The organism is Tessaracoccus lapidicaptus (genome assembly GCF_001693815.1).
GTDB classification, from domain to species: domain Bacteria; phylum Actinomycetota; class Actinomycetes; order Propionibacteriales; family Propionibacteriaceae; genus Arachnia; species Arachnia lapidicapta.
Genome location: NZ_MBQD01000011.1, coordinates 233,116 through 255,912, shown reverse-complemented (window position 1 = coordinate 255,912; position 22,797 = coordinate 233,116). Strand labels below are relative to the sequence as shown.

The window sequence follows — 22,797 nt, the reverse complement described above, 5'->3', positions numbered from 1 at the left end:
GTCATCCTATCGGCGCGCCGCGGGTGCGCTCGCCTGGGCGAATCGGAGGCGCCATCCCGCCGGCACCTCGACCCAGATCGCCGAGACGGTGACGTCGCCCCCGGACCACCGCACGAGGCCCACCCCGGGTGCGAGGGTGTCCACGCGGAGCAGCGTGGGCTCAGGCTCCGCGGGCCACACGGGCGTGCGCGCCTCGCCCCCGTCGGCCGTCACCCCCTGGTAGTCCGGATGGAGTTGGGCGTCAGCCGGGCGCGCCGCGGCGGCTCGCGTGAGCGTGCTGAGTGTGGCCTTCATGCGCGGCGTGGCGGACCCGGGGACCGCCGGGGGCGGGTCGGCGGGGGCGTCGAGGGAGAACAGGTCGGGCTCGGGTTCGGTCTGGCCGACGCTGAAGTCGGTCCGGGCGCTCGGCCGGGGCGTGGCCGGGAACCCGGGTCCCGCGTCGTAGGGCTCGCCGCGCTGGATGGCCGTGGCGACGGCGCGGGCGCGCTCGTCGGCGGCCTCGTTCATGGCGTGGCCGGCGTGGCCCTTGACCCACTCGAAGTCGACCTTCCGGCCGCGCAGCGCCGCGTCGAGGTCCTTCATGAGCTCGACGTTCATCACGGGCTTGCCGTCGCCCTTCTTCCACCCCTTGCGCTTCCAGCCCGGCAGCCACTTCGTCAGCGAGTTGATGACGTACTGCGAGTCGCACAGGACGCGCAGCGGTTCGTCCAGGTGCGCCGTCGAACGCAGGAGGTCGAGCACGGCCATGAGTTCGCCCATGTTGTTGGTGCCGTGGTCCCACCCGCCGGCCGCCCAGATGTCGTCGCTGATGTACCAGGCCCAGCCGGCGGGTCCGGGGTTCGAGAGGGCGGAGCCATCCGCGGCGGCAACGATCACGGGCCTGAGCGTAGTGGAATCCTGATGTGGCCCAGCGGCGCAGCACGGGGTGCACCGGTCCCATGGGCAGGATCGGTTAGGCTCGCGGCCATGAGCGAGTCGCCGATCCCGCCCCAGCCCACCGTTCCGGACGACACGGACTGGACGTGGGTCACCAAGCGCCCCTGCCCCGACTGCGGGTTCGATCCCGCCGCGGTCACGCCCGAGACGGTGCCCGGCCTGATCCGGGAGTTCTCCGCCCGCTTCCAGAAGGCCGTGGAACGCCGCGGCGCCGCGGCCCGCCCCGCGCCCACCACCTGGTCGGTCATCGAGTACGGCCGGCACATCGCCGACGTCACCGAAGTGATGACCACCCGGCTCGGCCTGATCCTCGACGGCGGTGGCGAGCCGGTCGACTTCCCCTCCTGGGACCAGGACGCGGCCGCCGTCGAGGACGAGTACTGGCTCTCCGACGCCAATGCCACCCGGATCCTCATCGCCGAGCGTGCCGAGGGTGCGGCGAAGGCCTGGGCCGAGCCCGAGGGCCCCCAATGGGGCTGGGTCGGGCGGCGCGGCGACGGGGCGGAGTTCACCACCTTGTCGCTGGGGCGCTACTTCGCCCACGAGTGGGTGCACCACCTCCGAGACGTCGACGCCTGAGCCGTCACTCCAGGAGACCGTGGCGCCTCGCCGCCGCCACGGCCGCCGTGCGGGACTCCGCGCCGAGCTTCGCGAACGCGTGCACCAGGTGGGTCTTCACCGTGCCCTCCGAGATGTACAGCCGCTTCGCGATGCCGCGATTGGTCACCCCCTCCGCCACCAGGCGCAGCACGTCCAGCTCGCGGGCGCTGAGCGACGGCACCCCCTGCGTCATGCGCTCCACGACGCGGCCCTCCAACTCGGTGGACAGCACGAGGCGTCCGGCGGCGGCGTCCGCGATCCCCGCGATGATCTCCGCCGGCTGGGCGTCCTTGAGCAGGTAGCCGGCCGCGCCCGCGAGGACGGCGCGGGTGATGTCGGAATCGTTGTCGTAGGTCGTGAGGATCAGCACGGCGGGACCGCCCGTGTGCGCTCGCAGCGCCGTCGTCACCCCGACGCCGTCGAGGCCGGGGCCGAGGCGCAGGTCGCACAGGACCACGTCCGGGTCCACCTGACCCGTCAGCCGCAGCGCCTCCTCCCCGGAGGCCGCGGTCCCGACGACGGCGAGGTCGGGTGCGCCCTCGAGCAGCGCCTGGAGCCCTGACCGCACCACGGGGTGGTCGTCGACGATGAGCACCCGGATCACAGCGCCCGCTCCTCGGCGCGCACCAGCGGCAGGCGCAGCGTCACGGCCGTGCCTGCGCCCGGCTCGCTCTCGATGTCGACGCCCCCGCCCAGTTCGGTGAACCGCTCGCGCAGCGCACGCAGGCCGAAGCCGCCGTCGGGCCCGGCGACGACGGCCCGGGCGGGATCGAATCCCACGCCGTCGTCGACGACGTCGAGGTGGACCTCGTCCCCGGCTCGGGCCAACTCCACGGCGACGTGCCCAGCCCGCGAGTGCGTGCGGACGTTGGACAGGGCCCCCTGGACTCCGCGCAGCAGCGCGACCTCGACGGGCGTGGCCAGCCGCGGGAGGTCGGGGTCCACCGTCACCTGCCACCGGGCCCCGAGTGCGTCGGCCACCTCGCCGGTGAGGCGGCGCAGGGGCGCCGCGAGGCCGCCCGCGCCGGGCTCGTCGGGCGCCAGGGCGAGGACCACGCGCCGCGACTCGGCGAGGTTGTCGGCCGCCGTGGTCTCGATCTGGGCCAGGAGGCGCACCGCCGCCGCCTGGTCGGTCTCCCGCTGGGCGGCCCGTGCGAGCAGGAGGATCGAGGAGAAGCCCTGGGCGAGGGTGTCATGGATGTCGTGGGCGAGCCGCTGCCGCTCCGCCAGGACGCCCGCCTCGCGCTGCAGCCGGGCGGTCTGGTCCTGGACGCGCAGCACCTCCGCGAGGAGGCGACGGTGCTCGGACGCCTCGTGCTCGAACAGCAGGGTGCCCCGCGCCAGGCCGAGGGCCACGAGCGCCCCGACCAGCGGGCCGAGCACCGCGCCGACGGTCTCGCCGCCCGTCATGCTCAGCACCGTGATGATCACCGCCAGGGTCACGGCCGTCAACAGCAGCGCGGCCAGCAGGGGGAGCACGGCCCCGGCCAGCAGCCACAGGGGGAACGCCACCCACAGGAAGTCCGGGGACGCCCACATCAGCCACACGGTGCCCAGGAACAGCAGCCCGACCCAGGCAGCGCGCCCGGTGGCACCCAACCGCCCGTGGGCCGCGAGGCCGCCGACGAACACGACGAGGACCGCGGAGTCCACGATCAGCAGCGGCCAGTCGACGCCGTCGGCCAGCGCGAAGCCGGTGGCCAGCGCCAGGAGGCCGACGAAGAGGACCGCCTGCCCGAGCCGGAGCCACCAGGCGGCGGACCAGCGCGGGGCGGTGGTCGTGGTCACGCCCCCACGGTAGCCGGAGCGGGCGCGGCGCTGAGTGCGCGGCGCAGGATGACGAAGAGGTAGACGAACGTGCCGGTCAGGACCATGGGGCCGAGGCCGCCGATCCCGGCCCACATGGGCGAGGTGGCCAGGTCGACGCCGAGTACCTGCAGCGTTCCCTGCTCAGTCGCGCACCATCAGGAGAGCGCGATGGTGCTCGGTGAACCCGGCGGCCTCCGCCGCCGACAGCGCCGCCGCGTCCTCCGCGGCGAGGTCCAGAGCCCAGCCGCGCGAGAGCGGCACGCCCCCGAGTGGGTCGCTCGGGGACGAGGCCGTCAGCACCACCCGGACGCTCGTCCGCGCGGCGGCTAGCTCGGTCAGCTCCGCGACGGGGGCGCCGGGCAGGGTCCGGACGGCCACCCGCGCCCCGGCGAACCGATCGACGGCGTCGAGCGCGTCGTCGGGGGCGGGCCCGGGGTCACCGAGGGCGAGGACGGAGTCGTCTGCCAGCCGCCATCCCCCGATCCGTGCCCGCCGGAGCGCAGGTCGGGACCGTTCCACGGCGCGCTCCAGGTCCGCCGGGGTCGAGCTCGGCAGGACCGTGCGCTCCGGGACCTGCCGCACCGCTTCGGCCCGGTCCCTCGGGACCCAGACCGCCGGCCGGTCCTCGGGCAGCACGACGTACCACTGGTCGTTGGCGGCCACCAGGTGCCCGACGAGGTCGCGGACGCCGTCGTCGGCCCGCCAGCGCAGGCTGACCCGGCGCGCCGCGGCGGGCAGCTCGAGGATCACCGGAGCGCGGCGTAGGCGGGTCTGATCACGTCGGCGACCATCCGCTCCCGCTCGTCGTGGTGGAGGAACGCGGCGCGCATCGCGTTGACGGTGACCTGCTCCACGTCGTCGAGCGTCCACCCGAACGTCTCGACCAGGAGGGCGAACTCACGCGACATCGTCGTGGCGCTCATCAGCCGGTTGTCGCAGTTGACAGTGACGGTGAAGTCGAGGCGGTGGAGGAGGTCGACGGGGTGGTCGGCCATCCGCTGGGCGATGCCGGTCTGCAGGTTCGACGAGGGCGAGACCTCGAGAGGGATGCGGGCGTCGCGCACGTAGGCCGCGAGCCGGCCGAGGCGGGCCGTACCGCCGGTGACCTCGATATCCTCGACGATCCGCACGCCGTGCCCCAGCCGGGACGCGGCGCAGACCTGCACGGCCTCCCAGATGGACGGCAGACCGTGGGCCTCGCCCGCGTGGATCGTGAAGAACATGTTGTCGCGCTTGAGCCGGCGGAAGGCGGGCTCGAACCGCGACGGCGGGAAGCCGTCCTCCGCACCGGCGATGTCGAAGCCGCACACGGAATCGTCGCGGTAGCGAAGGGCAAGCTCGGCGATGTCGGTGGACGGCTCCGTGTGGCGCATGGAGGTGAGGATCTGGCGGGCGACGATGGGCTGACCCGCGGCGGCGGCCTCGGCCATGCCCGACGCCAACCCGTCACGCACGGCCTCCACGACGGCCTCCAGGGTCAACCCGAGGCGCTGATGCTGGCGCGGGGCGTAGCGCGCCTCGGCGTAGACGACGCCGTCGGCGGCCTGGTCGAGCACCCACTCGTGCGCCACGCGGCTCAGCTGCGCGGGCGTCTGCATCGCGGCGACGGTGTGCTCGAACGTCTCCAGGTAGCGCACGAGCGACCCCGAGTCGGCGGCCTCGAAGAACCAGCGCCGCAGCTCGTCGGGGTCCGTGCTGGGGAGGGAATGCCCGTTGGCGCCGCAGTGGTCGATGACGGTCTCGGGGCGGAGCCCGCCGTCGAGGTGGTCGTGGAGCGCCACCTTGGGCAGCAGGCGCAGGTCGTCGATCGTCAGCATGGTCACGTTCCTGAGTCGAGGTCGTCCGGCCCGAAGGCCTGCGGGAGCATGTCGTCGAGCGTGCGGATGCCCGCCGGGGTCTCCATGAGCAGCCCGCGGCCCCCGTGCTCGAACAGCAACTGCCTGCAGCGCCCGCAGGGGGTGATCACGTCGCCGTCCCCGTTGACGCACGTGAAGGCCACCAGCCGTCCCCCTCCCCCGGCGACGAGGTCGGACACGAGCCCGCATTCGGCGCACAGGGTCACGCCGTAGCCCGCGTTCTCGACGTTGCAGCCGGCCACCACCCGCCCGTCGTCGACCAGGGCGGCGGCTCCGACGCGGTAGTGCGAGTACGGCGCGTAGGCGCGTCCCGCCATGGCGACGGCGGAGGTGCGCAGCTGTGCCCAGTCGACGTCCATCAGTGGCTCTTCACGAAGTGCATGCCGTCGGCCGCCGGCGCCCTGACCCGCCCGACCAGACCGGCGACCGCGATGATCGTCGCGAGGTACGGCAACATCTCGATGAAGTCGCTGGGGATCGGCAGCTGCATCAGCTTGGTGGTCTGGGCGAGCGCCCGGGCGAACCCGAAGAACAGCGCCATCAGGGCCGCAAGCACCGGATTCCAGCGGCCCATGATGACGGCGGCCAGCGCGATGAAGCCGTTTCCCGCGGTGGGGTTGTTGTCCTGGAAGGCGCCGACGGACCCGACGGTGAAGTAGGCCCCGCCCAGGCCCGCGAAGAGGCCGCCCAACAGCACCGCGGAGGCCTTGGTCCACACCACGTTGATGCCGACGGTGTCCGCGGCGTGGGGGTGCTCGCCGACCGAGCGCACGCGCAGACCCCACGTGGTGCGGAACAGCAGGAACCAGACGAGTGGCACCGCCAGGATGCCGAGGTACGTCAACGGCTTCTGCGTGAACAGGATCGGCCCGAGGAAGGGGATCGACTCCAGCCCGGGGACGCGCCACGCCTGCATGGGCTGCACGGTGCCGTACGCGGCGAGGTTCTTCGCGACCAGCTGCTGGTAGATGAAGCCGGTGAGGCCCGAGGCCAGCAGGTTGATCACGACGCCGATGATGACGTGGTCGACGAGGTACCGCAGCGTGAACAGCGCGAGCACGCCGGCCATCATCACGCCGGCCAGCGCGGCCGCGAACAGCGCGGCGACGAAGGAGTGCGTGATCGAGAACGTGAGCGAGGCGGCGAACGCCGCGGTGAGGAACATGCCCTCGATGGCGATGTTGACGACGCCGGCCCGCTCTGCGAGCACGCCGCTGAGGACGCCGAAGAGCAGCGGGGTGGCGTACTCGAGCGTCAGGTTGAGCTGGCTCGTCAGCGTGAACGGCAGCGACGAGCTGGCCGCGGCCCACACGATGAAGCCGACCAGTACCCCCGCGCCCGCCGCCACACCGGCGACGAACCGCAGGCGGGCGCTGAGCCGGCCGGTGATGAAGCCGACGCCGGCGCCCAGCACCAGCAGCGCGCTGAGCAGGACCGTGGCAGTGCCGGGCACGTCCAGGGTGGGCAGCTTGACGTCGGCGAATGCGTCGGACAGCGCGATCTGGCCGGACTTGTCGACCGTGAACGCCATCCACAGCAGCAGGACGCCGATGACGGTGATGAGGACCCCGGTGGAGATGCGCTGGGTGCGACTCTCCGGCGACTCGACGCGAGCCCTCTCGACCGTGGTGGGGACGATGTCGACGCTCACGCTTCAGCCACCTTCGCGATCGGAACGGATGCTCGCTTGACCTTGCGCTCCCGGAGGAACGGCAGGAGCCAGGCGACGAAGGCCGGTGCCGCGACGAACAGCACGATCAGCGCCTGGATGAGGTCGGTCAGCTTGTCGGGCGTGTCGGCCATGGTGACCATGGTGCGGCGGGACGCCTTGAGGGCGCCGAACAGCAGGCCGGCCAGGACGACCCCCAGGGGCCGCGAGCGGCCGAGGAGCGCGACGGTGATGGCGTCGAAGCCCAGGGTGCCGATGATGGTGCCGGTCATCTGCGGTGGGAAGCCGGTGAGCAGCTCGGGGGCCGTCACCACCTGGACCCCGGCCAGCCCGGCGAGCCCGCCGGCCAGGCCCATGGTGAGGATGGTGACGGTCGACACACTGGCGCCGGCCGTCGCCGCCGCGTGCGGGTTGAGGCCCACGGCCTTGAGGTGGATGCCGAACTTGGTCCGGTCCAGCAGCCACCACACGAGGACGGCGGCCAGGAGGGCGAGCAGGAAGCCGAGATGCAGCCGGGTGTCGGCGATGCGCGGCATGGTGGCGCTCCACTCCAGCACCGGCGAGATCGGGTCGGCGCGTCCGGGAGCCTGGAAGGCCTTCTGCAGCATGAAAAATGCCAGCAGGTTGGCGGCGATGTAGTTCATCATGATGGTCACGATGACCTCGTGCGCGCCGGTGCGGGCCTTGAGCACCCCGACGATGGCGCCCCACACGGCCCCGGCGAGCAGGCCGACGAGGATGACCAGCGGCAGGTGGATCGCCAGCGGCAGCCCTGTGACGGTGAACCCGACGAACGCTCCGCTGAGCGCGCCGACCATCGCCTGGCCCTGGGCGCCGATGTTGAACAGGCCCGCCCTGAAGGCGACGGCGACGCCGAGGCCGGCGCAGATGAGCGGCGCGGCCTCGGCGGTGGTGTTCGTGATGGCCACCCACGAGCCCAGCGAGCCGACGTACATCGCGTAGAGGGTGGAGGAGATCTTGTCCCAGCTGGCCGACAGCGCGTCTCCGGGTTGGGCGAAGAAGTAGGTCCACGTGGCGGCGACTTCGGCGTCGGAGACCACCATGACGACGGCGCTGACCAGGAACGCGAGTATCAGCGAGGCGACGGTGGTGATGAGCGTCGTCACCCACTCGGGGCGGGGCCGGGCCGCTGTTGTCTGACTCATGCGGGGGCTCCCTTGGTGGTGGCGACGGCCTCGTCGTACGCGACGCCGGCCATCATGAGGCCGAGCACGTCGCGCGGTGTGTCCGGGGGGACGATGCCCACGATGCGCCCGCGGTACATGACCGCGATCCGGTCGGCGAGCGACTCGACCTCTTCCAGCTCGGTGGAGACGATGAGGACGGCGGTGCCGCGGTCCCGCTCCTCGACGATGCGCCCGTGGAGGAACTCGATGGCGCCGACGTCGACGCCGCGCGTCGGCTGGCTGGCGATCAACAGCGACAGCGGCCGCGACAGCTCCCGGGCCAGGACGACCTTCTGCTGGTTGCCGCCCGAGAGCGAGCGCACCTCCTGGTCGTGGCTCCCGCCGTGCCGGATGTCGAACTCCTTGATGCGCGCCTGGGCGTTGTCGCGGATCTTCTTGAGGTCCAGGGCGCCGAACTTCGAGTACTCGTCCAAGTTGTTGAGCACCAGGTTGTGCGCGATCGAGAACTCGCCGACGAAACCGTGCCGGTGCCGATCCTCCGGCACGTAGCCGAGGCCGGCCTTGATGGTGTCGACGGGCTTGCTGTGCGTGATGTCGACCCCGTCGAGGGTGACCCGCCCGGACAGCGGCCTCATCGTGCCAAGCAGCGCCTCCGCGAGCTCGGTCTGGCCGTTGCCCTGGACGCCGGCGATGCAGACGATCTCGCCGCCGCGGACCGTGAGCGACAGGTGGTCGACGGCGATCGCCCCGGTGGGGCTGGCGACGACGAGGTCCTCGACGACGAGGCGGTCGTCCCCCGGCTGCGCGGGCGCCTTGTGGACCTTCAGGTCCACGGCGCGGCCGACCATCATCGAGGCGAGCTCGGCCTCGGACGTCTCCGGCGCCGCCTGACCCACGACCTTCCCGCGCCGGATGACCGTGATGTCGTCGGCGACCTCGCGCACCTCGCGGAGCTTGTGCGTGATGAAGATGATGGCCCGTCCCTCGTCGCGCAGCGTGCGCATGACGGCCATGAGTTCGTCGATCTCCTGCGGGGTGAGCACGGCGGTGGGCTCGTCGAAGATGAGGTACGTGGCGTCGTGCGCGAGCGCCTTGAGGATCTCGACCCGCTGCTGGATGCCGACGGGGAGGTCCTCGACGAGCGCGTCCGGGTCGACGTCGAGTTTGTAGCGGGCGCTGAGGTCGCGCACGAGCGCCCGCGCCGACGCGAGGTCGAGCATGCCGGCCCGGCCCGGCTCGTGACCGAGCACCATGTTCTCGGCGACCGTGAACACGGGGATGAGCATGAAGTGCTGGTGCACCATGCCGATGCCGGCGGCCATCGCCTGCTTCGGGTTGGTGAGGGTGAGTGCCTTGTCCCCGAGCAGGATCTCGCCCTCATCGGGTTCCAGCAGCCCGAAGAGGATGTTCATCAGCGTCGACTTGCCCGCGCCGTTCTCGCCCAGCAGGCAGTGGATCCGGCCGGGCACCGCCTCGATGCTGATCGAGTCGTTGGCGGTGAGCGAGCCGAACCTCTTGGTGATGCCGCGGAGCCTGAGCACCGGGGCATCGTGCTGAGCGGTCACGGGCACGGGTCCTCCTGGGGTGTGATGCGGGAGGGGCGCTGGACGCGCCCCTCCCGGAATCAGCTGGTCGGGTCAGCTCACTTGGGCTGGCTCGGCGAGGTGATGGTGATCGTGCCGCTGATGATGTCAGCCTTGATCTGCTCCAGCTCCGCCTTCAGCTCGTCCGACACCTTGTCCTCGAAGTCGTGGAACGGCGCCAGCGACACGCCGTCGTTGTCGAGCGTGCCGACGTAGGGGTCAGAGGAGAACGAACCCTCGAGCGACGCCTTGATGGCCTCGAAGACGGCGACGTCCATGCCCTTCTCCACCGACGTGATGATGGTCGAGCCGTACTCCGGCGCGGAGACGTAGCCGTCGGTGTCGACCCAGATGGCGTTGACCTTGCCGCCGGACTCCTGCGCCGCCTGTAGCGCGCCGAGGCCGGCCGGGCCCGCGACGGGGAGGATGATGTCGGCGCCCTGCGCGATGAGGGTGCTGGCGGTGTTCTTGCCGCCGGGGATGTCGCCGAACGGGTTGTTGCCGCCGACGAACTGGCCGTCCTGCTTGGCCTCGTCCCAGCCGATCAGCTTGACGTCGCCGCCCTTCTGCTCGTTGTAGTACGAGATGCCCTGCGCGAAGCCGTCCATGAAGATGGTCACGGTCGGGTACTTGGCGCCACCGAACGTGCCGACGGTCCCGGTCTGGCTCATGCCCGCGGCCAGGTAGCCGGCCATGAAGGCGGGCTGCGCCGTGTTGAAGATGAGGCCCTTGGCGTTGTCGACGCCCTCGAAGGAGGAGTAGTCGACGATGGCGAAGTCCACCTCGGGGTTCTGCTTGGCCGCGGCCTCGGTCGCGTTGGCCAGAGCGAAGCCGACCGTGACGATGATGTCGCAGTTGGCGTCGATCATCGACTGCACGTTGCCGGCGTACTCGGCCTCCGCGTTCGACTCGATCTGCTTGGTCTGGACACCCAGTTCGTCCTTGGCGCGCATCATGCCCGCGTAGGCCGTCTCGTTGAACGACTTGTCGTCGAAGCCGCCGGCGTCGGAGACCATGCAGGCGGTGAAGTCGGTGGTGGGGGCCGCCGACGACTCGGTCGCGCTGGCCGACGCGGACGAGCTGGTGGCCTCGGAGGCCGCCGGGGACTGGGTGGTGGTGCTCGGCGGCTGCGCACAGCCAGCCAGGGCGAAGGCGGATGCCGCGGCGAGCGACATCGTGCTCAACAGGGGCTTCTTCACGAAGGATCCTCCTAGACGATGGAACGGGCATCCCGACCATAGCGTCGCCCGCCGCGCAACGCCCAGCCGAAAACTTGATCGTTATACACCCGCAATAATGCGTGTGACTACGCCGTCGTGACCTGCCGCACGAGGGCACCCGCCGACCGCACCATGGTGAGGGTCTGCTGGCGCCAGTCGACGTCCTGGCTGCGGTACGGGCCGGTGGCCAGCGAGATGACGACGGCGGCCGCCCGGAGCCGTAGTTCCACGGGGTCGACGCGCCGGTCGAACACGGGGACCCAGCGCGCCAGCAGGTCGCGGATCTTCTCCTCCTGGCCGGGGGTCATCCGCTGGATGGTGGACAGGTGCCCGATGAGGCAGGCGAGGTCGTCGGCCCGCCGGCCGGGCCCGATGGTGTCGACGTCGAGCACGCCGACGACCTTCCCGTCGGCGACGTGGAGCTGGCCCTCGTGGAAGTCGCCGTGCGTCGGTTCGTCGCCCGGGGGCAAGCCGGCCAGCCCCGAGCCGATGCGCTCGGCCAGCCAGCCCAGCTCGTCGGCCAGCTCCGGCATGGTCGCGGAGATGACGGTGGCGTAGTGGCCGACGGCGTCGGCCCAGGGCGGGCGGCGCTCCAACGCCGCAACCGCCGCGGGCATGGCGTCGAGCGTGTCGATGAGCGCCTCCGGGGGGCACGGGTCCCCCGGCTCGAACAGGGCCCGGGCCATGGGCATGCCGGGCAGGGCCCGCAGCACCAGCAGGTGGTCGGCCGTCGCCAGCGCGATCTCCGGCGCGGGGACACCCGCCTGCCGCAGCATGATGTGCTTGGAGTGGATGTCGGCGAACACGCGCTCGCGCAGCACCTTGACGTAGAGCACCTCGGGCGGATCGGTCGCCACCTCGACCCGCACCACCGCTCGGCGGCGCGGCCGGTAACCGACCATGGTGAGGGTCAGGTCGTCGGCGGCCACGGGGCCGGGCAGCACGCCGCCTGTGTTCAGCACCTCGGCCATGCGCTCCGGGAACGCGGCCGTCGGCAGGCCGAGCAGGTCGGGGTCGTCGGGGTACAGCCACACCGCGACGCGTCGTTGTCCGTCGGCGAAAATCTCTGCCCGCGCATCCGCCGGGGTGAGGTCGCCGGTGCGGGCGCTGACGCCCAGCAGTTCACTGCGCCGGCCGTGCGGCCACTCCACGGTCGCCGCGTACGTCGCCGTCGTCGACTGGTGCGGGGTGGCGTCGACGTGGTCGAGCGACCAGTCCACCAGCCGCCCGCCGCGGTGCTCGACGGCGGCGCGCAGCAGCGGTTCGACGTCGGGGCCGGTGAGCAGGCCGAGCCCGTCGTCAGGCATCGGCGTCAGCCGGTTCGGGCCGCAGGGCGAACCAGGCGGCCCGCCGGCCGTCCATCTGCGTGGCCTCGAGCGTGAACCGGGCGTCCGCGCCGTCGAGGTCGCGTTCCGGCCGCAGCGCCACGGTGACCTGGTCGCCCAGCCTGGGGAGCCGGCCGAGGCGCGCCATGAAGAACCCCGCGACCGTGTCGTAGGGACCCTCGGGGATGACGAAGCCGGTGAGGTCCGCGAACTCCTCGATGGTGGTCAGCCCGTCGAGCTCGTCGACGTGCCGCGGCGCCTCGTCGTCGGCGACGTCGTATTCGTCGGTGATGTCGCCGATGAGCTCCTCCATGAGGTCCTCCAGCGTGACGATGCCCGCGGTGCCGCCGTACTCGTCGCGGACGATCGCCAGGTGCGACCGCCCGGCGCGCATCGCGGTGAGCGCTCGCAGGATCTTCACGGTCTCGGGCAGGAAGAGGACGTCGCGGGCGATGCTGCGGACGTCGCCGTCGCGGGCCGCGCCCTCGATGTCCATGAGGTCGCGCACGTGCAGGAAGCCGACGATCCGGTCCGGCGACCCGTCGGTCACCGGGTACCGGGAGTGGGGCGCCCCCCTGACCTCCCGGTAGGCCAGCCCGATGGGCATGTCGCCGGGGAGGAAGTCGACCTCCGTGCGCGGGACCATCACCTCGCGCAGCGACCGCTCGCCGGCGTCGAACACCTCGTCGACGATGCGGCGCTCCTCCGTACCGAGCGTCGACGACGAGATGACCATGGCCCGGAGTTCCTCGTCGGTGACGGCGTCGCGCGACAGCGAGGGGTCACCACCGAGGATGCGCACCAGCGCATCGGTCGATACCCCCAGGAACCAGATGACCGGCCGGGTCAGCGTGGCGATGCCGGACACCAGCGGCGCCAGCGCCATCGCGAACCCCTCGGCCCGCTGCATCGCCAGCCGCTTCGCCGTGAGCTCGCCCACGACGATGGAGAAGTACGAAATCACCACGGTCACCGCCACCAGGGACACGGTGCCGGCCACGGCCTCCGGGACGCCCCAGGCGACCAGCGTCGGCGTGACCGCGTCGGCGATCGTCGCGCCACCGAAAGCAGCCGAGAGGAAGCCCGAGAGGGTGACCCCGATCTGGACGGCGGACAGGAACAGGTTAGGGTTGCCGGTCAGCCGCTCGATGGCCCGGCCGCGTTTCCCGCGGCCGGCGAGCTGCCTGACCTGGCTCTCCCGCAGCGTGACGAGCGCCATCTCGGCGGCGGCGAACGTGCCGCCGATCACGATGAACAGCGCGATGAGCGCGATGTCGGTCAGCATGGAGGCTTCGGCCCGCCTAGCGGAAGATGACGGTGCGGTCCCCGTCGGCCAGCACGCGGTGCTCGGCCAGGAGCCGCACGGCCTCGGCAAGGGTCTGGGACTCCTGCGCCTGTCCCTTGCGCACGAGCTTGGCCACGTCCATCGTGTGGTCGACGCGCACCACGTTCTGCTCGATGATGGGCCCCTCATCCAGATCGCTGGTGACGAAGTGGGCCGTGGCGCCGATGAGCTTCACCCCGCGGGTGTGCGCCTGCCGGTAGGGGTTGGCGCCCTTGAATCCCGGCAGGAACGAGTGGTGGATGTTGACGGCGCGGCCGGCGAGGAACGCACACAGCTCGGGGCTCAGGATCTGCATGTAGCGGGCCAGCACGACCAGCTCCACGTCCTGCTCTCCGACGGCGCGCCGGACCTCGGCCTCGAAGTCCGCCTTGCTCTCGGCCGTCACGACGCGGTGCGTGAACGGCACGCCGTAGAACTCGGCCATGGGGGCCAGGACGTCGTGGTTGGCCATGATCCCCACCACGTCGATCGGCAGGTCCCCGCCCCGCCAGCGGAACAGCAGGTCGTTGACGACGTGGCCGGCCTTGGAGGCCAGGATCAAGGTGCGGGTGGGGCGCGTCGCGTCGTCGACCCGGAACCGGGCCCCGAGGTCCGACGCGACGGCGGCGATCTCGGTCTCCAGCTCGGCGGGGTCCGCGCCCTGGACCTCGATGCGCGTGAAGAAGTGGCCGGTGTCGGGTGAGGAGAACTGCTGCAGCTCGGTGATGTTCCCGCGGGCGGCCACGATGCCGCCGGAGATCGCGTGCACGATTCCCGGTCGGTCTGGGCAGTCGAGCGTGACGACGAGCTGATGCATGCGACGAACTCTAGCGGGTCGTCCCACGGCCGAACGGGGACGCAGGGTGGCCCGGATTCTTGTTACGCTCCTGTCCGCGCAACGACGCGCGACACGGTAGAGGAGAAATCATCCACCCATGACTACTCACGACCCCATCGACCGGCCGGCGGTCATCCCCGCGGAGGACTTCCACCGGGTGCAACGCTCACCCGAGTTCGCCACGCTGAAGAAGACGTTCCGTTCCTTCGCGTTCCCCATGACCGCGGTGTTCCTGGCCTGGTACCTCGCGTACGTGCTGGGCTCGATCTTCGCCAAGGACCTCATGATGACCAGCGTCGCCGGCAACCTCACGGTCGGCATCCTGTTCGGGCTGGCCCAGTTCGTCAGCACCTTCCTCATCACCTGGCTCTACATCCGTCACATGAACAAGAAGGTCGACCCGATCGCAGCCGGCCTGCGCGAGGACCTGGAGGGAACCCGCCGATGATCGGCCTCCTCGAGACCCAGCAGCTGGGCAATCCGTTCATCAACATCGGCATCTTCGCCGCCTTCGTCGTCATCACGATGGCGGTGGTCATCCGCGTGACGCGCGGCGGGAAGAAGAAGGCCAGCGACTTCTACACCGGCGGGGCCCAGTTCGACGGCCGGCAGAACGGCTTCGCGATCGCGGGAGACTACCTGTCGGCGGCGTCGTTCCTCGGCATCGTGGGCGCGGTGGCGCTCTACGGGTACGACGGCCTGTTGTACTCGGTCGGGTTCCTCGTGGCCTGGCTCGTGGCGCTGCTGCTCGTCGCGGAACCCCTGCGCAACACGGGCAAGTACACGATGGCGGACGTACTGAGCTTCCGGATGCAGCAGCGACCGGTCCGGCTCGCCGCCGCGACCTCGACGCTGGCGGTGTCCTTCTTCTATCTGCTCGCCCAGATGGCGGGTGCGGGGGCGCTGGTGTCGCTGCTGCTCGGCATCTCGTCGCCACTGGGGCAGAACATCGTCATCGCCATCGTCGGCCTGCTCATGGTGGGCTACGTGCTCATCGGCGGCATGAAGGGCACCACGTGGGTGCAGATGATCAAGGCCGTTCTGCTGATCCTGGGCGCGGGTCTCATGACGGTGTGGGTGCTCGCCATGGTCGGGTTCAACCTGTCCGAGCTCCTGGGCAACGCGATCGACAAGTCGGCCGCCGACGGCTCGACCACCAACCTTCTGGCCCCCATGGAGCGCTACAAGGACCCCATCGCCCTCATCTCCATGGGCATGGCCCTCGTGCTCGGCGCCTCCGGGCTGCCGCACGTGCTGATGCGCTTCTACACGGTCCCGACGGCGAAGGAGGCCCGGCGTTCCGTGACCTGGGCAATCGGGCTCATCGGCGCGTTCTACCTCTTCACGATGGTGTTGGGGTACGGCGCGGCGTGGCTGGTCGGCCCCGCGGCGATCGGCGAGATGCCCGGCGGCGCGAACGCAGCGGCCCCGGCGCTGGCCTACGAGCTGGGCGGCACCATCCTGATGGCCGTCATCGCGGGTGTGGCGTTCGCCACCATCCTGGCCGTCGTCGCCGGCCTCACCATCACGGCCTCGGCGTCGTTCGCCCACGACATCTACAACTCGGTGCTCAAGGACGGCAAGGCCGACCCGGCCAAGGAGGTGAAGGTCGCGCGCTGGACCTCGGTGACGATCGGCCTGGTCGCCATCGTCGGCGGCATCGCCGCCAACGGCCAGAACGTGGCGTTCCTGGTGGCGTTGGCGTTCGCGGTCGCGGCGTCGGCGAACCTGCCGTCGATCCTGTACTCGCTGTACTGGAAGAGGTTCTCGACCGCGGGTGCGGTGTGGTCCATCTTCGGCGGCCTCATCACCGCCGTGGTGCTGATCATCTTCTCCCCCGCGGTCTCCGGCGCGAAGGGCTCGATGTTCCCCACCGTCGACTTCGCGTGGTTCCCCGTCGATTCACCGGCCATCGTCTCGGTGCCCGTCGGGTTCTTCCTGGGCTGGCTGGGCTCCGTCGTGCGGCCCGACGGCGACCGCTTCGCCGACCAGGGGGCCGAGATGGAGGTCCGCTCCATGACCGGCGCCGGCGCCGAGGGCGCCATCGACCACTGACCCCGGTCGTCGTACACGTGACGAGGCCCGCCCCCGGATCAGGGGGCGGGCCTCGTCACGTGCGGGCGGCGCGGCTCAGATGAGTCCGAGCTCGGTGACGGCGTTGCGCTCGTCGACCAGTTCCGCGACCGACGCGTCGATCTTGGCGCGCGAGAACTCGTTGAGCTCGAGGCCCTGGACGATCTCGTACTTGCCGTCCTTGACGGTGCACGGGAACGACGAGATCAGACCCTCGGGGACGCCGTAGGAGCCGTCCGACGGCACCGACATCGACACCCAGTCGCCCTCGGGGGTGCCGAGCACCCAGTCGCGCATGTGCTCGACGGTGGCGTTGGCCGCCGACGCCGCCGACGACAGCCCGCGGGCCTCGATGATCGCCGCGCCGCGCTTGGCGACCGTCGGGATGAAGGTGTGCTCGAGCCACTCCTGGTCCCCCACCAGCTCGGCGGCGTTCTGGCCGCCCACCTTGGCGTTGAACAGGTCCGGGTACTGCGTGGCGGAGTGGTTGCCCCAGATGGTCATGTGGGTGATCTCGCCGACGGGGCGGCCCACCTTGGCGGCCAGCTGCGAGATGGCGCGGTTGTGGTCGAGGCGGGTGAGGGCGTTGAAGCGCTCCGCGGGGATGTCGGGGGCGTTCTGCTGCGCGATGAGCGCGTTGGTGTTGGCCGGGTTGCCGGTCACGAGGACCTTCACGTCATCGGCGGCCACGTCGTTGAGCGCCTTGCCCTGCGCGGTGAAGATGGCGCCGTTGGCGGAGAGGAGGTCGCTGCGCTCCATGCCGGCCTTGCGCGGCATGGCGCCGACGAGCATCGCCAGGTTGACGCCGTCGAAGACCTTGCGGGGATCGTCGCCGATCTCGATGTTGACCAGGTTGCCGAACGCGCAGTCGTCCAGCTCCATGACGACGCCCTCCAGCGCCTTCAGCGCCGGCGTGATCTCGAGCAGGCGCAGCTCGATGGGGGTGTCGCCCAGGAGCGACCCGCTGGCGATGCGGAACAGCAGGCTGTAGCAGATCTGGCCTGCGGCGCCGGTGACGGCGATCTTGACGGGAGCAGCAGTGCTCACTTTCGATTCCTCTCGATGGTCGTTCATCCGCTTGCGGACCCGACTCTACCGCCCGGCGCGCCCGCGCCGCCGAGGGGTCGAGATCAGATGACGCGGAACACCCAGTGGAGGATCTCGATCAACACGACGACGGCCAGCCACACCATGAGCGCGATGGTCAGCCAGCCGCCGCGAACGAAGGCGAGCGCCCTCTCCTGGGCGGCCGGAGGGAGGAAGAGGTTGCCCTCCAGGATGTTCCACTGCGTCATCGACCAGAACACGAACGTGGTGGCGACGGTGACGAGGATGCACCAGGGGCACAGCGCCCCGATGACGAACGTGGACTGGAACAGCAGCCAGTACGCGAAGATCACGCCCAGGAAGTACACGACGTTCGCCGTGAACATGAACCACCGGGGGAACCGGGTGCCCGCCAGGGACGCCACCGCGATCGTCATGACCACGGGCTCGGCGATCAGGCCCAGGAAGGCGTTGGGGAACCCGAAGACGTTGGCCTGTGGTGTGGCGCCGACCTTCACACAGTCGAAGACCGCGTTGATGGAGCAGCTGAGGACCACGTCGGGGTTCTGGGCGATGAGGATGGCGTCGTAGCTGAGCACGAAGGACGCGAGCAGGCTCAGGGTCGCGAACACCAGCATCTCGAGGAAGAGGATGGTGCGGGAGCGCCGACTCGGCTGCTCGATCGTGTGGGTGGCGTCCTCGTCGAGGAGAGCGGTCGACTGCATGCGCCACATCGTACCGGCGCGCCAGAAAGCTCTCATCAGCGCGATGGCGGCACCACCAGGGTCACGGCCAGGACCGCCGCGCCCAGGACCGCGAGCACCGTGACATCGATCCAGCGGCGCCGCACCACCAGGAGCCCGGCCATTGTCATGGGCAGCACGAGCCGCAGCATCGCCGCGAGCAGCAGCGCGCCTCCGATGAGCAGCGACCCCCTCCGCCAGTGACCGAACGCTGCGAACCCGGCCCCGACGGCGACCAGGGACAGGGCGGCAGCCAGGGGCCAGGGATTGTCCGGGTAGGAGTCGGCAGGCTTGTCCGGCTTACCGGGCATGGAGGGCTTCGGCCCGGTCCACGACGTTGCTCAGCAGCATGGCCCGGGTCATGGGTCCCACGCCGCCCGGATTGGGCGTCACGAAGGAGGCCTTGTCCCACACGTCGGGGGCCAGGTCGCCCACCGTCTTGCCGTCGACCCGACTGACGCCGACGTCGACGAGCACGGCGCCGTCGCGGATCATGTCGGCCGTGATCATGTGCGGCACGCCGGCCGCGGCCACGACGATGTCGGCCCGCCTGGTGTGCTCCGCCAGGTCCCGCGTGCCGGTGTGGCACAGGGTGACGGTGGAGTTCTCGCTGCGCCGGGTGAGGATGAGGCCCAGGGGCCGCCCGACCGTGATGCCGCGGCCGACCACGCACACCTCCGCTCCGCGCAGTTCCACGCCGTGGCGCCGCAGCAGCTCGACGATGCCGCGCGGCGTGCACGGCAGCGTCGCGGGCTCGTTGAGCACCAGACGCCCCAGGTTGATGGGGTGCAGGCCGTCGGCGTCCTTGTCCGGGTGGATCAGCCCGAGCGCCCAGTTCTCGTCCAGGTGCCGCGGGATGGGCAGCTGCACGATGTAGCCGGTGACCGCCTCGTCGGCGTTGAGCGACTCGATGGCCTCCTGCAACTGAGCGGCCGACGCGTCCGCGGGCAGGTGCACGCGGATGGACGCGATGCCCACCTCCTCGCAGTCGCGGTGCTTCATCCTCACGTAGCTCTGGCTCGCGGGGTCCTCCCCCACGAGGACCGTCGCCAGGCCGGGGACGACGCCGCGCTCCCGCAGCGCCGCGACCCGCTGGGTCAGTTCGGACTTGATGGCGGCCGCGGTGGCCTTGCCGTCGAGCTTCTGCGCGGTCACGGATGCCTCCTGGGGCTGGCGGTCAGTGGAAGAAGTGGCGGGTGCCGGTGAAGTACATCGTCACGCCGGCGCGGGTGACGGCGTCGATGACCTCCTGGTCGCGCACCGAGCCGCCGGGCTGCACGATGGCCCGGACCCCGGCGTCGAGCAGGACCTGCGCCCCGTCGGCGAAGGGGAAGAAGGCGTCGGACGCGGCCACGGAGCCGGCGGCCCGCTCCCCCGCCCGGTCCACCGCGAGGTGGCACGAGTCCACCCGGTTCACCTGTCCCATGCCCACGCCCACGGATGCTCCGTCGGCCGCGAGCAGGATGGCGTTGGACTTGACGGCCCGCACGGCCCGCCAGGCGAAGGCCAGGTCCGCGAGCGTGCCGTCGTCCGCCGGCTCCCCGGCGACCAGGGTCCAGGAGGCGGGGTCGTCCCCGGGGGCGTCGATGGCGTCGGACTCCTGCAGGAGCAGCCCGCCGTCGATCTCGCGCAGCGAGATGCCGGAGTTGTCCGCGTCGCCGGCGATGAGGATCCGCAGGTTCTTCTTGGCCGCCAGTACGTCGACCGCGCCGTCCTCGTAGCCGGGCGCGACGATGACCTCGGTGAAGACCTCCGACACCTGATGCGCCATCTCGACGCTCACGGGCCGGTTGGCCGCGATGACGCCGCCGAACGCCGACACCGGGTCGCAGGCGTGGGCGCGTCGATGCGCGTCCGCGACGTCGGAGCCCACGGCGATGCCGCACGGGTTGGCGTGCTTGATGATGGCGACGGCGGGCTCGGTGAAGTCGTAGGCCGCCCGGCGCGCCGCGTCCGCGTCGACGTAGTTGTTGTAGCTCATCTCCTTGCCGTGCAGCTGCGTGGCGGCCGCCAGACCGTCCGTGCCGTCGGCGTTGCGGTAGACGGCGGCCTTCTGGTGCGAGTTCTCGCCGTAGCGCAGGTCCGCGACCTTGAGCCAGGCCGCTCCGACCCAGCCCGGGAAGCCGGAGCCGCCGGAGGTGTCGGTGACGACGTTGCCCATCCAGGACGCCACGGCGACGTCGTAGGTGGCGGTGTGCACGAACGCGGCGGCGGCGAGCGCCTTGCGCTGGTCGAGCGTGAACCCGCCCGCGGCGAGCGCGGCCCGCAGCATGGGGTACTGCTCAGCCGACGTCACCACGGCCACCGACTGGTGGTTCTTCGCGGCCGCACGCACCATCGTGGGCCCGCCGATGTCGATCTGCTCGACGCACTCGTCCTCGGACGCCCCGGACGCCACGGTCGCGGCGAAGGGGTAGAGGTTGGTGATGACCAGGTCGAACGGCGCCACGCCGAGCTCGTCCAGCTGCGTCCGGTGCGACTCCAGGCGGCGGTCGGCCAGGATGCCGGCGTGCACGTGCGGGTGCAGCGTCTTGACCCGCCCGTCCAGGCACTCGGGGAAGCCGGTCACCTGCTCGACGGGCGTCACGGGGACGCCGGCATCGGCCAACGTCCTCGCCGTGGAGCCGGTGGAGACGATCTCGACGCCGGCCTCGTGCAGGCCGCGCCCGAGGTCGACCAGTCCGGTCTTGTCGTAGACCGAGACCAGGGCTCGGCGGAGCGGGATGAGGTCTGTCACGGGTTCCCTTCTTTCCATTCGGCCACGGCCTGGATCAGGAGTCGGCGTTCGACCACCTTGATGCGTTCGTGGAGTGAGGCCACGTCGTCGTCCGGTAGCACGTCGACGGCGCCCTGCAGCAGGATCCTACCGGTGTCGACGCCGGCGTCGACCAGGAAGACCGTGGCCCCGGTGACCTTGACCCCCGCCAGCAGCGCGTCCCTCGGGCCATGCATGCCCGGGAAGCTCGGTAGCAGCGCCGGGTGCGTGTTGATGGTGCGGCCCCCGAAGCGCTCGAGGAACGCTGGGCCCAGCAATTTCATGAAGCCGGCGGAGGCGACGAGGTCAGGCTCGAACCCGGCGACGATGTCAGTGAGTTCGCTGTCCCACGCCGCGCGGTCGCCACCCCGCTCGAGGGGGTGGGCGACGGCGGGAACGCCGCGCGCCGCGGCCCGATCCAGACCCTGCGCGTCGGATCGATCGGAGACGACCGCGACGACCTCAGCGTCCACGCCCCCCGCGTCGATCGCGTCGAACAGCGCCTGGCAGAGAGTGCCCGAGCCGGACAGGAGGACGACAACGCGAGTGGTCACCCGGACATCCTAAGGGGCGTCAGTCCGCGCGGGGGCGGCGGGCGAGTCCCACGAACAGCCCGCTGACCAGTCCGGCCAGACCCAGGAGCGTCGGGGCGAAGACGGCCAGCTCGCCCACACGGGCCCCCAGGTGCGCGAGCCGGTCGGCGCCGAGGCCGCCGGCGCCCAGCGCGGCCAGGACGGTGAGGAGCAGCCCCGCGGCCACGCCCGACAGGCCCCCCACCAGCGCGGTCTCGTCGAACCGCGCGCGGGGCCGGGCCCACGCCACCGCCACGCCGGCCAGAGCGCCCGCCACGACGCCGACGGTCAGCCACCACAGCGCGCTCCACGAGCCCTCTCCGGGCGGCACGATCCCGAACGCCGGGATGGCCGGCAGGAGCCCGACGTCGGCGCCCGCCATGCTCAGCAGCGAGCCGTCGCCGAGCGTCACGCCGGCGCCCAGGATCCAGGAGGCCGCTGCGAGGACCAGGTTCGGCAGGTAGAGGAGGTGGAGCACGACCAGCAGCGTCACGCCCGCTGGGCCGCCGTCGAGGCCCTCGACGATGGCGGTGACGGCGTCGCGCCCGAGGACGAGACCCACCGCCAGCGCCGCCGCCGCGCCGGCCAGCACGGTGAGGGTGGCGGCGGCGAGGGCCCGCGGCACGGCACGCAGCCAGCCGGGCCAGACGGCCGTCGGGTCGTAGGCGAGGGCGCGGGAGGCGCCCCACAGCCCCGCGATCGCGCCGACGGTGAGCCCGCCGGCCGCGAGCCGCGGCGAGGCACTGCCCAGGAGCGCGCCCAGTACGGTCACGGCGAGGGCGTAGGTGCCACCGAACGCGCCGGCCACCCTCAGGACGGTGCCCTCGGCGTCCAGGTGCGGCCACGCCTCCGAGGCCTGACGAGCCGCGACCCCCACCACCGGCAGGGCGAGAAACACCAGTAGCGCGGTGAGCCCCAACGGGGCCATCGACACCAGCACGCCGGCGATGTCGACGGGTCCGCCGTGCGCCAGGATCAGGACCTGGCCCGCCAACCGGAGCGCGGCACCTGCGTCGGCTTCCGGCGACGTCAGCCAGCCGACGACCGCCGCCGCCGCGAGCAGCAGCCAGGCGGCGGCGAGCACCGCCAGGGGGCCGACGAGCGCGGGCAGGTACCACGGCCAGGGCCAGGACCGTTGCGCTCGGGCGCTAGGGGCGTCGACGTCGACCGCCACCGTGCGGTGGCCTCCGCTGCGTCGTGACATGGCGCTTCCCTCTCCTGATCGTCGCGGGTGTTTGGGTCCGGCGGTAGTGTTGCGCATCGATACCGCCGCGACTGACCGCTCTGGGAGGTGAGTGA

The 22,797-nt window shown here is 71.4% G+C and carries 23 protein-coding genes; 3 read left to right on the top strand and 20 right to left on the bottom strand.

Translation table 11 applies throughout. From position 1 onward, the window contains the following. Positions 1–6: 6 nt before the first annotated feature. On the bottom strand, positions 7–876 hold the full coding sequence (locus BCR15_RS04485) for a ribonuclease H family protein (protein ID WP_068750827.1): 870 nt from the start codon (positions 874–876) through the stop codon (positions 7–9). A 90-nt stretch (positions 877–966) separates the two neighbouring features. On the opposite strand from BCR15_RS04485, the gene BCR15_RS04480 reads away from it, so the two are divergent. Next, positions 967–1,515 (top strand): DinB family protein, encoded by a 549-nt coding sequence (locus BCR15_RS04480; RefSeq protein WP_068750825.1) that lies wholly within the window; start codon positions 967–969, stop codon positions 1,513–1,515. A 4-nt stretch (positions 1,516–1,519) separates the two neighbouring features. Here BCR15_RS04480 and BCR15_RS04475 read toward each other — a convergent pair whose 3' ends face one another. From BCR15_RS04475 to purU, 12 genes are all read right to left on the bottom strand, one after another. Next, entirely contained in the window at positions 1,520–2,140 is a 621-nt protein-coding gene (locus BCR15_RS04475; RefSeq protein ID WP_068750823.1) for a response regulator, read from the bottom strand. After that, positions 2,137–3,324, bottom strand: coding sequence for a sensor histidine kinase (locus BCR15_RS04470; RefSeq protein WP_068750821.1), 1,188 nt, complete (start codon positions 3,322–3,324; stop codon positions 2,137–2,139). Before BCR15_RS04470 ends, BCR15_RS04475 begins: the two co-directional genes overlap by 4 nt. 162 nt (positions 3,325–3,486) lie before the next feature. Beyond that, positions 3,487–4,095: a hypothetical protein gene (locus BCR15_RS04465; RefSeq protein ID WP_068750819.1), complete on the bottom strand. Its 609-nt coding sequence runs from the start codon at positions 4,093–4,095 to the stop codon at positions 3,487–3,489. Beyond that, positions 4,092–5,162: an adenosine deaminase gene (locus tag BCR15_RS04460; RefSeq protein ID WP_068750817.1), complete on the bottom strand. Its 1,071-nt coding sequence runs from the start codon at positions 5,160–5,162 to the stop codon at positions 4,092–4,094. Before BCR15_RS04460 ends, BCR15_RS04465 begins: the two co-directional genes overlap by 4 nt. 2 nt (positions 5,163–5,164) lie before the next feature. Further along, on the bottom strand, positions 5,165–5,560 hold the full coding sequence (locus tag BCR15_RS04455) for a cytidine deaminase (RefSeq protein ID WP_068750814.1): 396 nt from the start codon (positions 5,558–5,560) through the stop codon (positions 5,165–5,167). Beyond that, on the bottom strand, positions 5,560–6,852 hold the full coding sequence (locus BCR15_RS04450) for an ABC transporter permease (RefSeq protein ID WP_068750813.1): 1,293 nt from the start codon (positions 6,850–6,852) through the stop codon (positions 5,560–5,562). Before BCR15_RS04450 ends, BCR15_RS04455 begins: the two co-directional genes overlap by 1 nt. Beyond that, on the bottom strand, positions 6,849–8,036 hold the full coding sequence (locus BCR15_RS04445; RefSeq protein WP_068750811.1) for an ABC transporter permease: 1,188 nt from the start codon (positions 8,034–8,036) through the stop codon (positions 6,849–6,851). The genes BCR15_RS04450 and BCR15_RS04445 overlap by 4 nt, the downstream gene beginning before the upstream one ends. Beyond that, complete coding sequence (locus BCR15_RS04440) at positions 8,033–9,589, bottom strand: ABC transporter ATP-binding protein (protein WP_141680032.1); 1,557 nt, start codon at positions 9,587–9,589, stop codon at positions 8,033–8,035. The genes BCR15_RS04445 and BCR15_RS04440 overlap by 4 nt, the downstream gene beginning before the upstream one ends. Before the next feature lie 71 nt (positions 9,590–9,660). Next, a complete protein-coding gene (locus BCR15_RS04435) occupies positions 9,661–10,800 on the bottom strand; it encodes a BMP family lipoprotein (protein WP_068750809.1) in 1,140 nt (379 codons plus the stop codon). 107 nt (positions 10,801–10,907) lie between these two features. After that, positions 10,908–12,128, bottom strand: coding sequence for a phosphotransferase (locus tag BCR15_RS04430; RefSeq protein WP_068750807.1), 1,221 nt, complete (start codon positions 12,126–12,128; stop codon positions 10,908–10,910). After that, positions 12,121–13,431, bottom strand: coding sequence for a hemolysin family protein (locus tag BCR15_RS04425; protein WP_068750806.1), 1,311 nt, complete (start codon positions 13,429–13,431; stop codon positions 12,121–12,123). The genes BCR15_RS04430 and BCR15_RS04425 overlap by 8 nt, the downstream gene beginning before the upstream one ends. Positions 13,432–13,447: 16 nt before the next feature. Continuing rightward, on the bottom strand, positions 13,448–14,287 hold the full coding sequence (purU, locus tag BCR15_RS04420) for a formyltetrahydrofolate deformylase (RefSeq protein WP_068750804.1): 840 nt from the start codon (positions 14,285–14,287) through the stop codon (positions 13,448–13,450). 118 nt (positions 14,288–14,405) lie between these two features. On the opposite strand from purU, the gene BCR15_RS04415 reads away from it, so the two are divergent. Both BCR15_RS04415 and BCR15_RS04410 read left to right on the top strand, forming a co-directional pair. Then, a complete protein-coding gene (locus BCR15_RS04415; RefSeq protein WP_068750802.1) occupies positions 14,406–14,756 on the top strand; it encodes a DUF485 domain-containing protein in 351 nt (116 codons plus the stop codon). Further along, positions 14,753–16,363 carry a monocarboxylic acid transporter gene (locus BCR15_RS04410; RefSeq protein ID WP_068750800.1) on the top strand — a complete coding sequence of 537 codons (1,611 nt, stop codon included), beginning with the start codon at positions 14,753–14,755 and terminating at the stop codon, positions 16,361–16,363. Before BCR15_RS04415 ends, BCR15_RS04410 begins: the two co-directional genes overlap by 4 nt. Before the next feature lie 75 nt (positions 16,364–16,438). Here the strand turns inward: BCR15_RS04410 and BCR15_RS04405 are convergent, their stop codons facing one another. The 7 genes from BCR15_RS04405 to BCR15_RS04375 form a co-directional block, all read right to left on the bottom strand. Further along, entirely contained in the window at positions 16,439–17,428 is a 990-nt protein-coding gene (locus BCR15_RS04405; protein ID WP_228383435.1) for a malate dehydrogenase, read from the bottom strand. Positions 17,429–17,511: 83 nt separating this feature from the next. After that, a complete protein-coding gene (locus BCR15_RS04400) occupies positions 17,512–18,153 on the bottom strand; it encodes a vitamin K epoxide reductase family protein (RefSeq protein ID WP_068750796.1) in 642 nt (213 codons plus the stop codon). A gap of 35 nt (positions 18,154–18,188) precedes the next feature. Continuing rightward, positions 18,189–18,482, bottom strand: a complete 294-nt coding sequence (locus BCR15_RS04395) for a DUF3017 domain-containing protein (protein ID WP_068750794.1) — start codon at positions 18,480–18,482, stop codon at positions 18,189–18,191. Further along, the gene (locus BCR15_RS04390; RefSeq protein WP_068750792.1) at positions 18,472–19,326 is read right to left on the bottom strand and encodes a bifunctional methylenetetrahydrofolate dehydrogenase/methenyltetrahydrofolate cyclohydrolase; all 855 of its coding nucleotides are present in this window, start codon (positions 19,324–19,326) and stop codon (positions 18,472–18,474) included. The genes BCR15_RS04395 and BCR15_RS04390 overlap by 11 nt, the downstream gene beginning before the upstream one ends. A gap of 22 nt (positions 19,327–19,348) precedes the next feature. After that, the gene (purH, locus tag BCR15_RS04385) at positions 19,349–20,926 is read right to left on the bottom strand and encodes a bifunctional phosphoribosylaminoimidazolecarboxamide formyltransferase/IMP cyclohydrolase (RefSeq protein WP_068750791.1); all 1,578 of its coding nucleotides are present in this window, start codon (positions 20,924–20,926) and stop codon (positions 19,349–19,351) included. Beyond that, positions 20,905–21,480, bottom strand: a complete 576-nt coding sequence (gene purN, locus BCR15_RS04380; protein ID WP_068750789.1) for a phosphoribosylglycinamide formyltransferase — start codon at positions 21,478–21,480, stop codon at positions 20,905–20,907. Before purN ends, purH begins: the two co-directional genes overlap by 22 nt. A gap of 19 nt (positions 21,481–21,499) precedes the next feature. Next, positions 21,500–22,702 (bottom strand): cell division protein PerM, encoded by a 1,203-nt coding sequence (locus BCR15_RS04375; RefSeq protein ID WP_068750787.1) that lies wholly within the window; start codon positions 22,700–22,702, stop codon positions 21,500–21,502. Between the last annotated feature and the right edge of the window lie 95 nt (positions 22,703–22,797).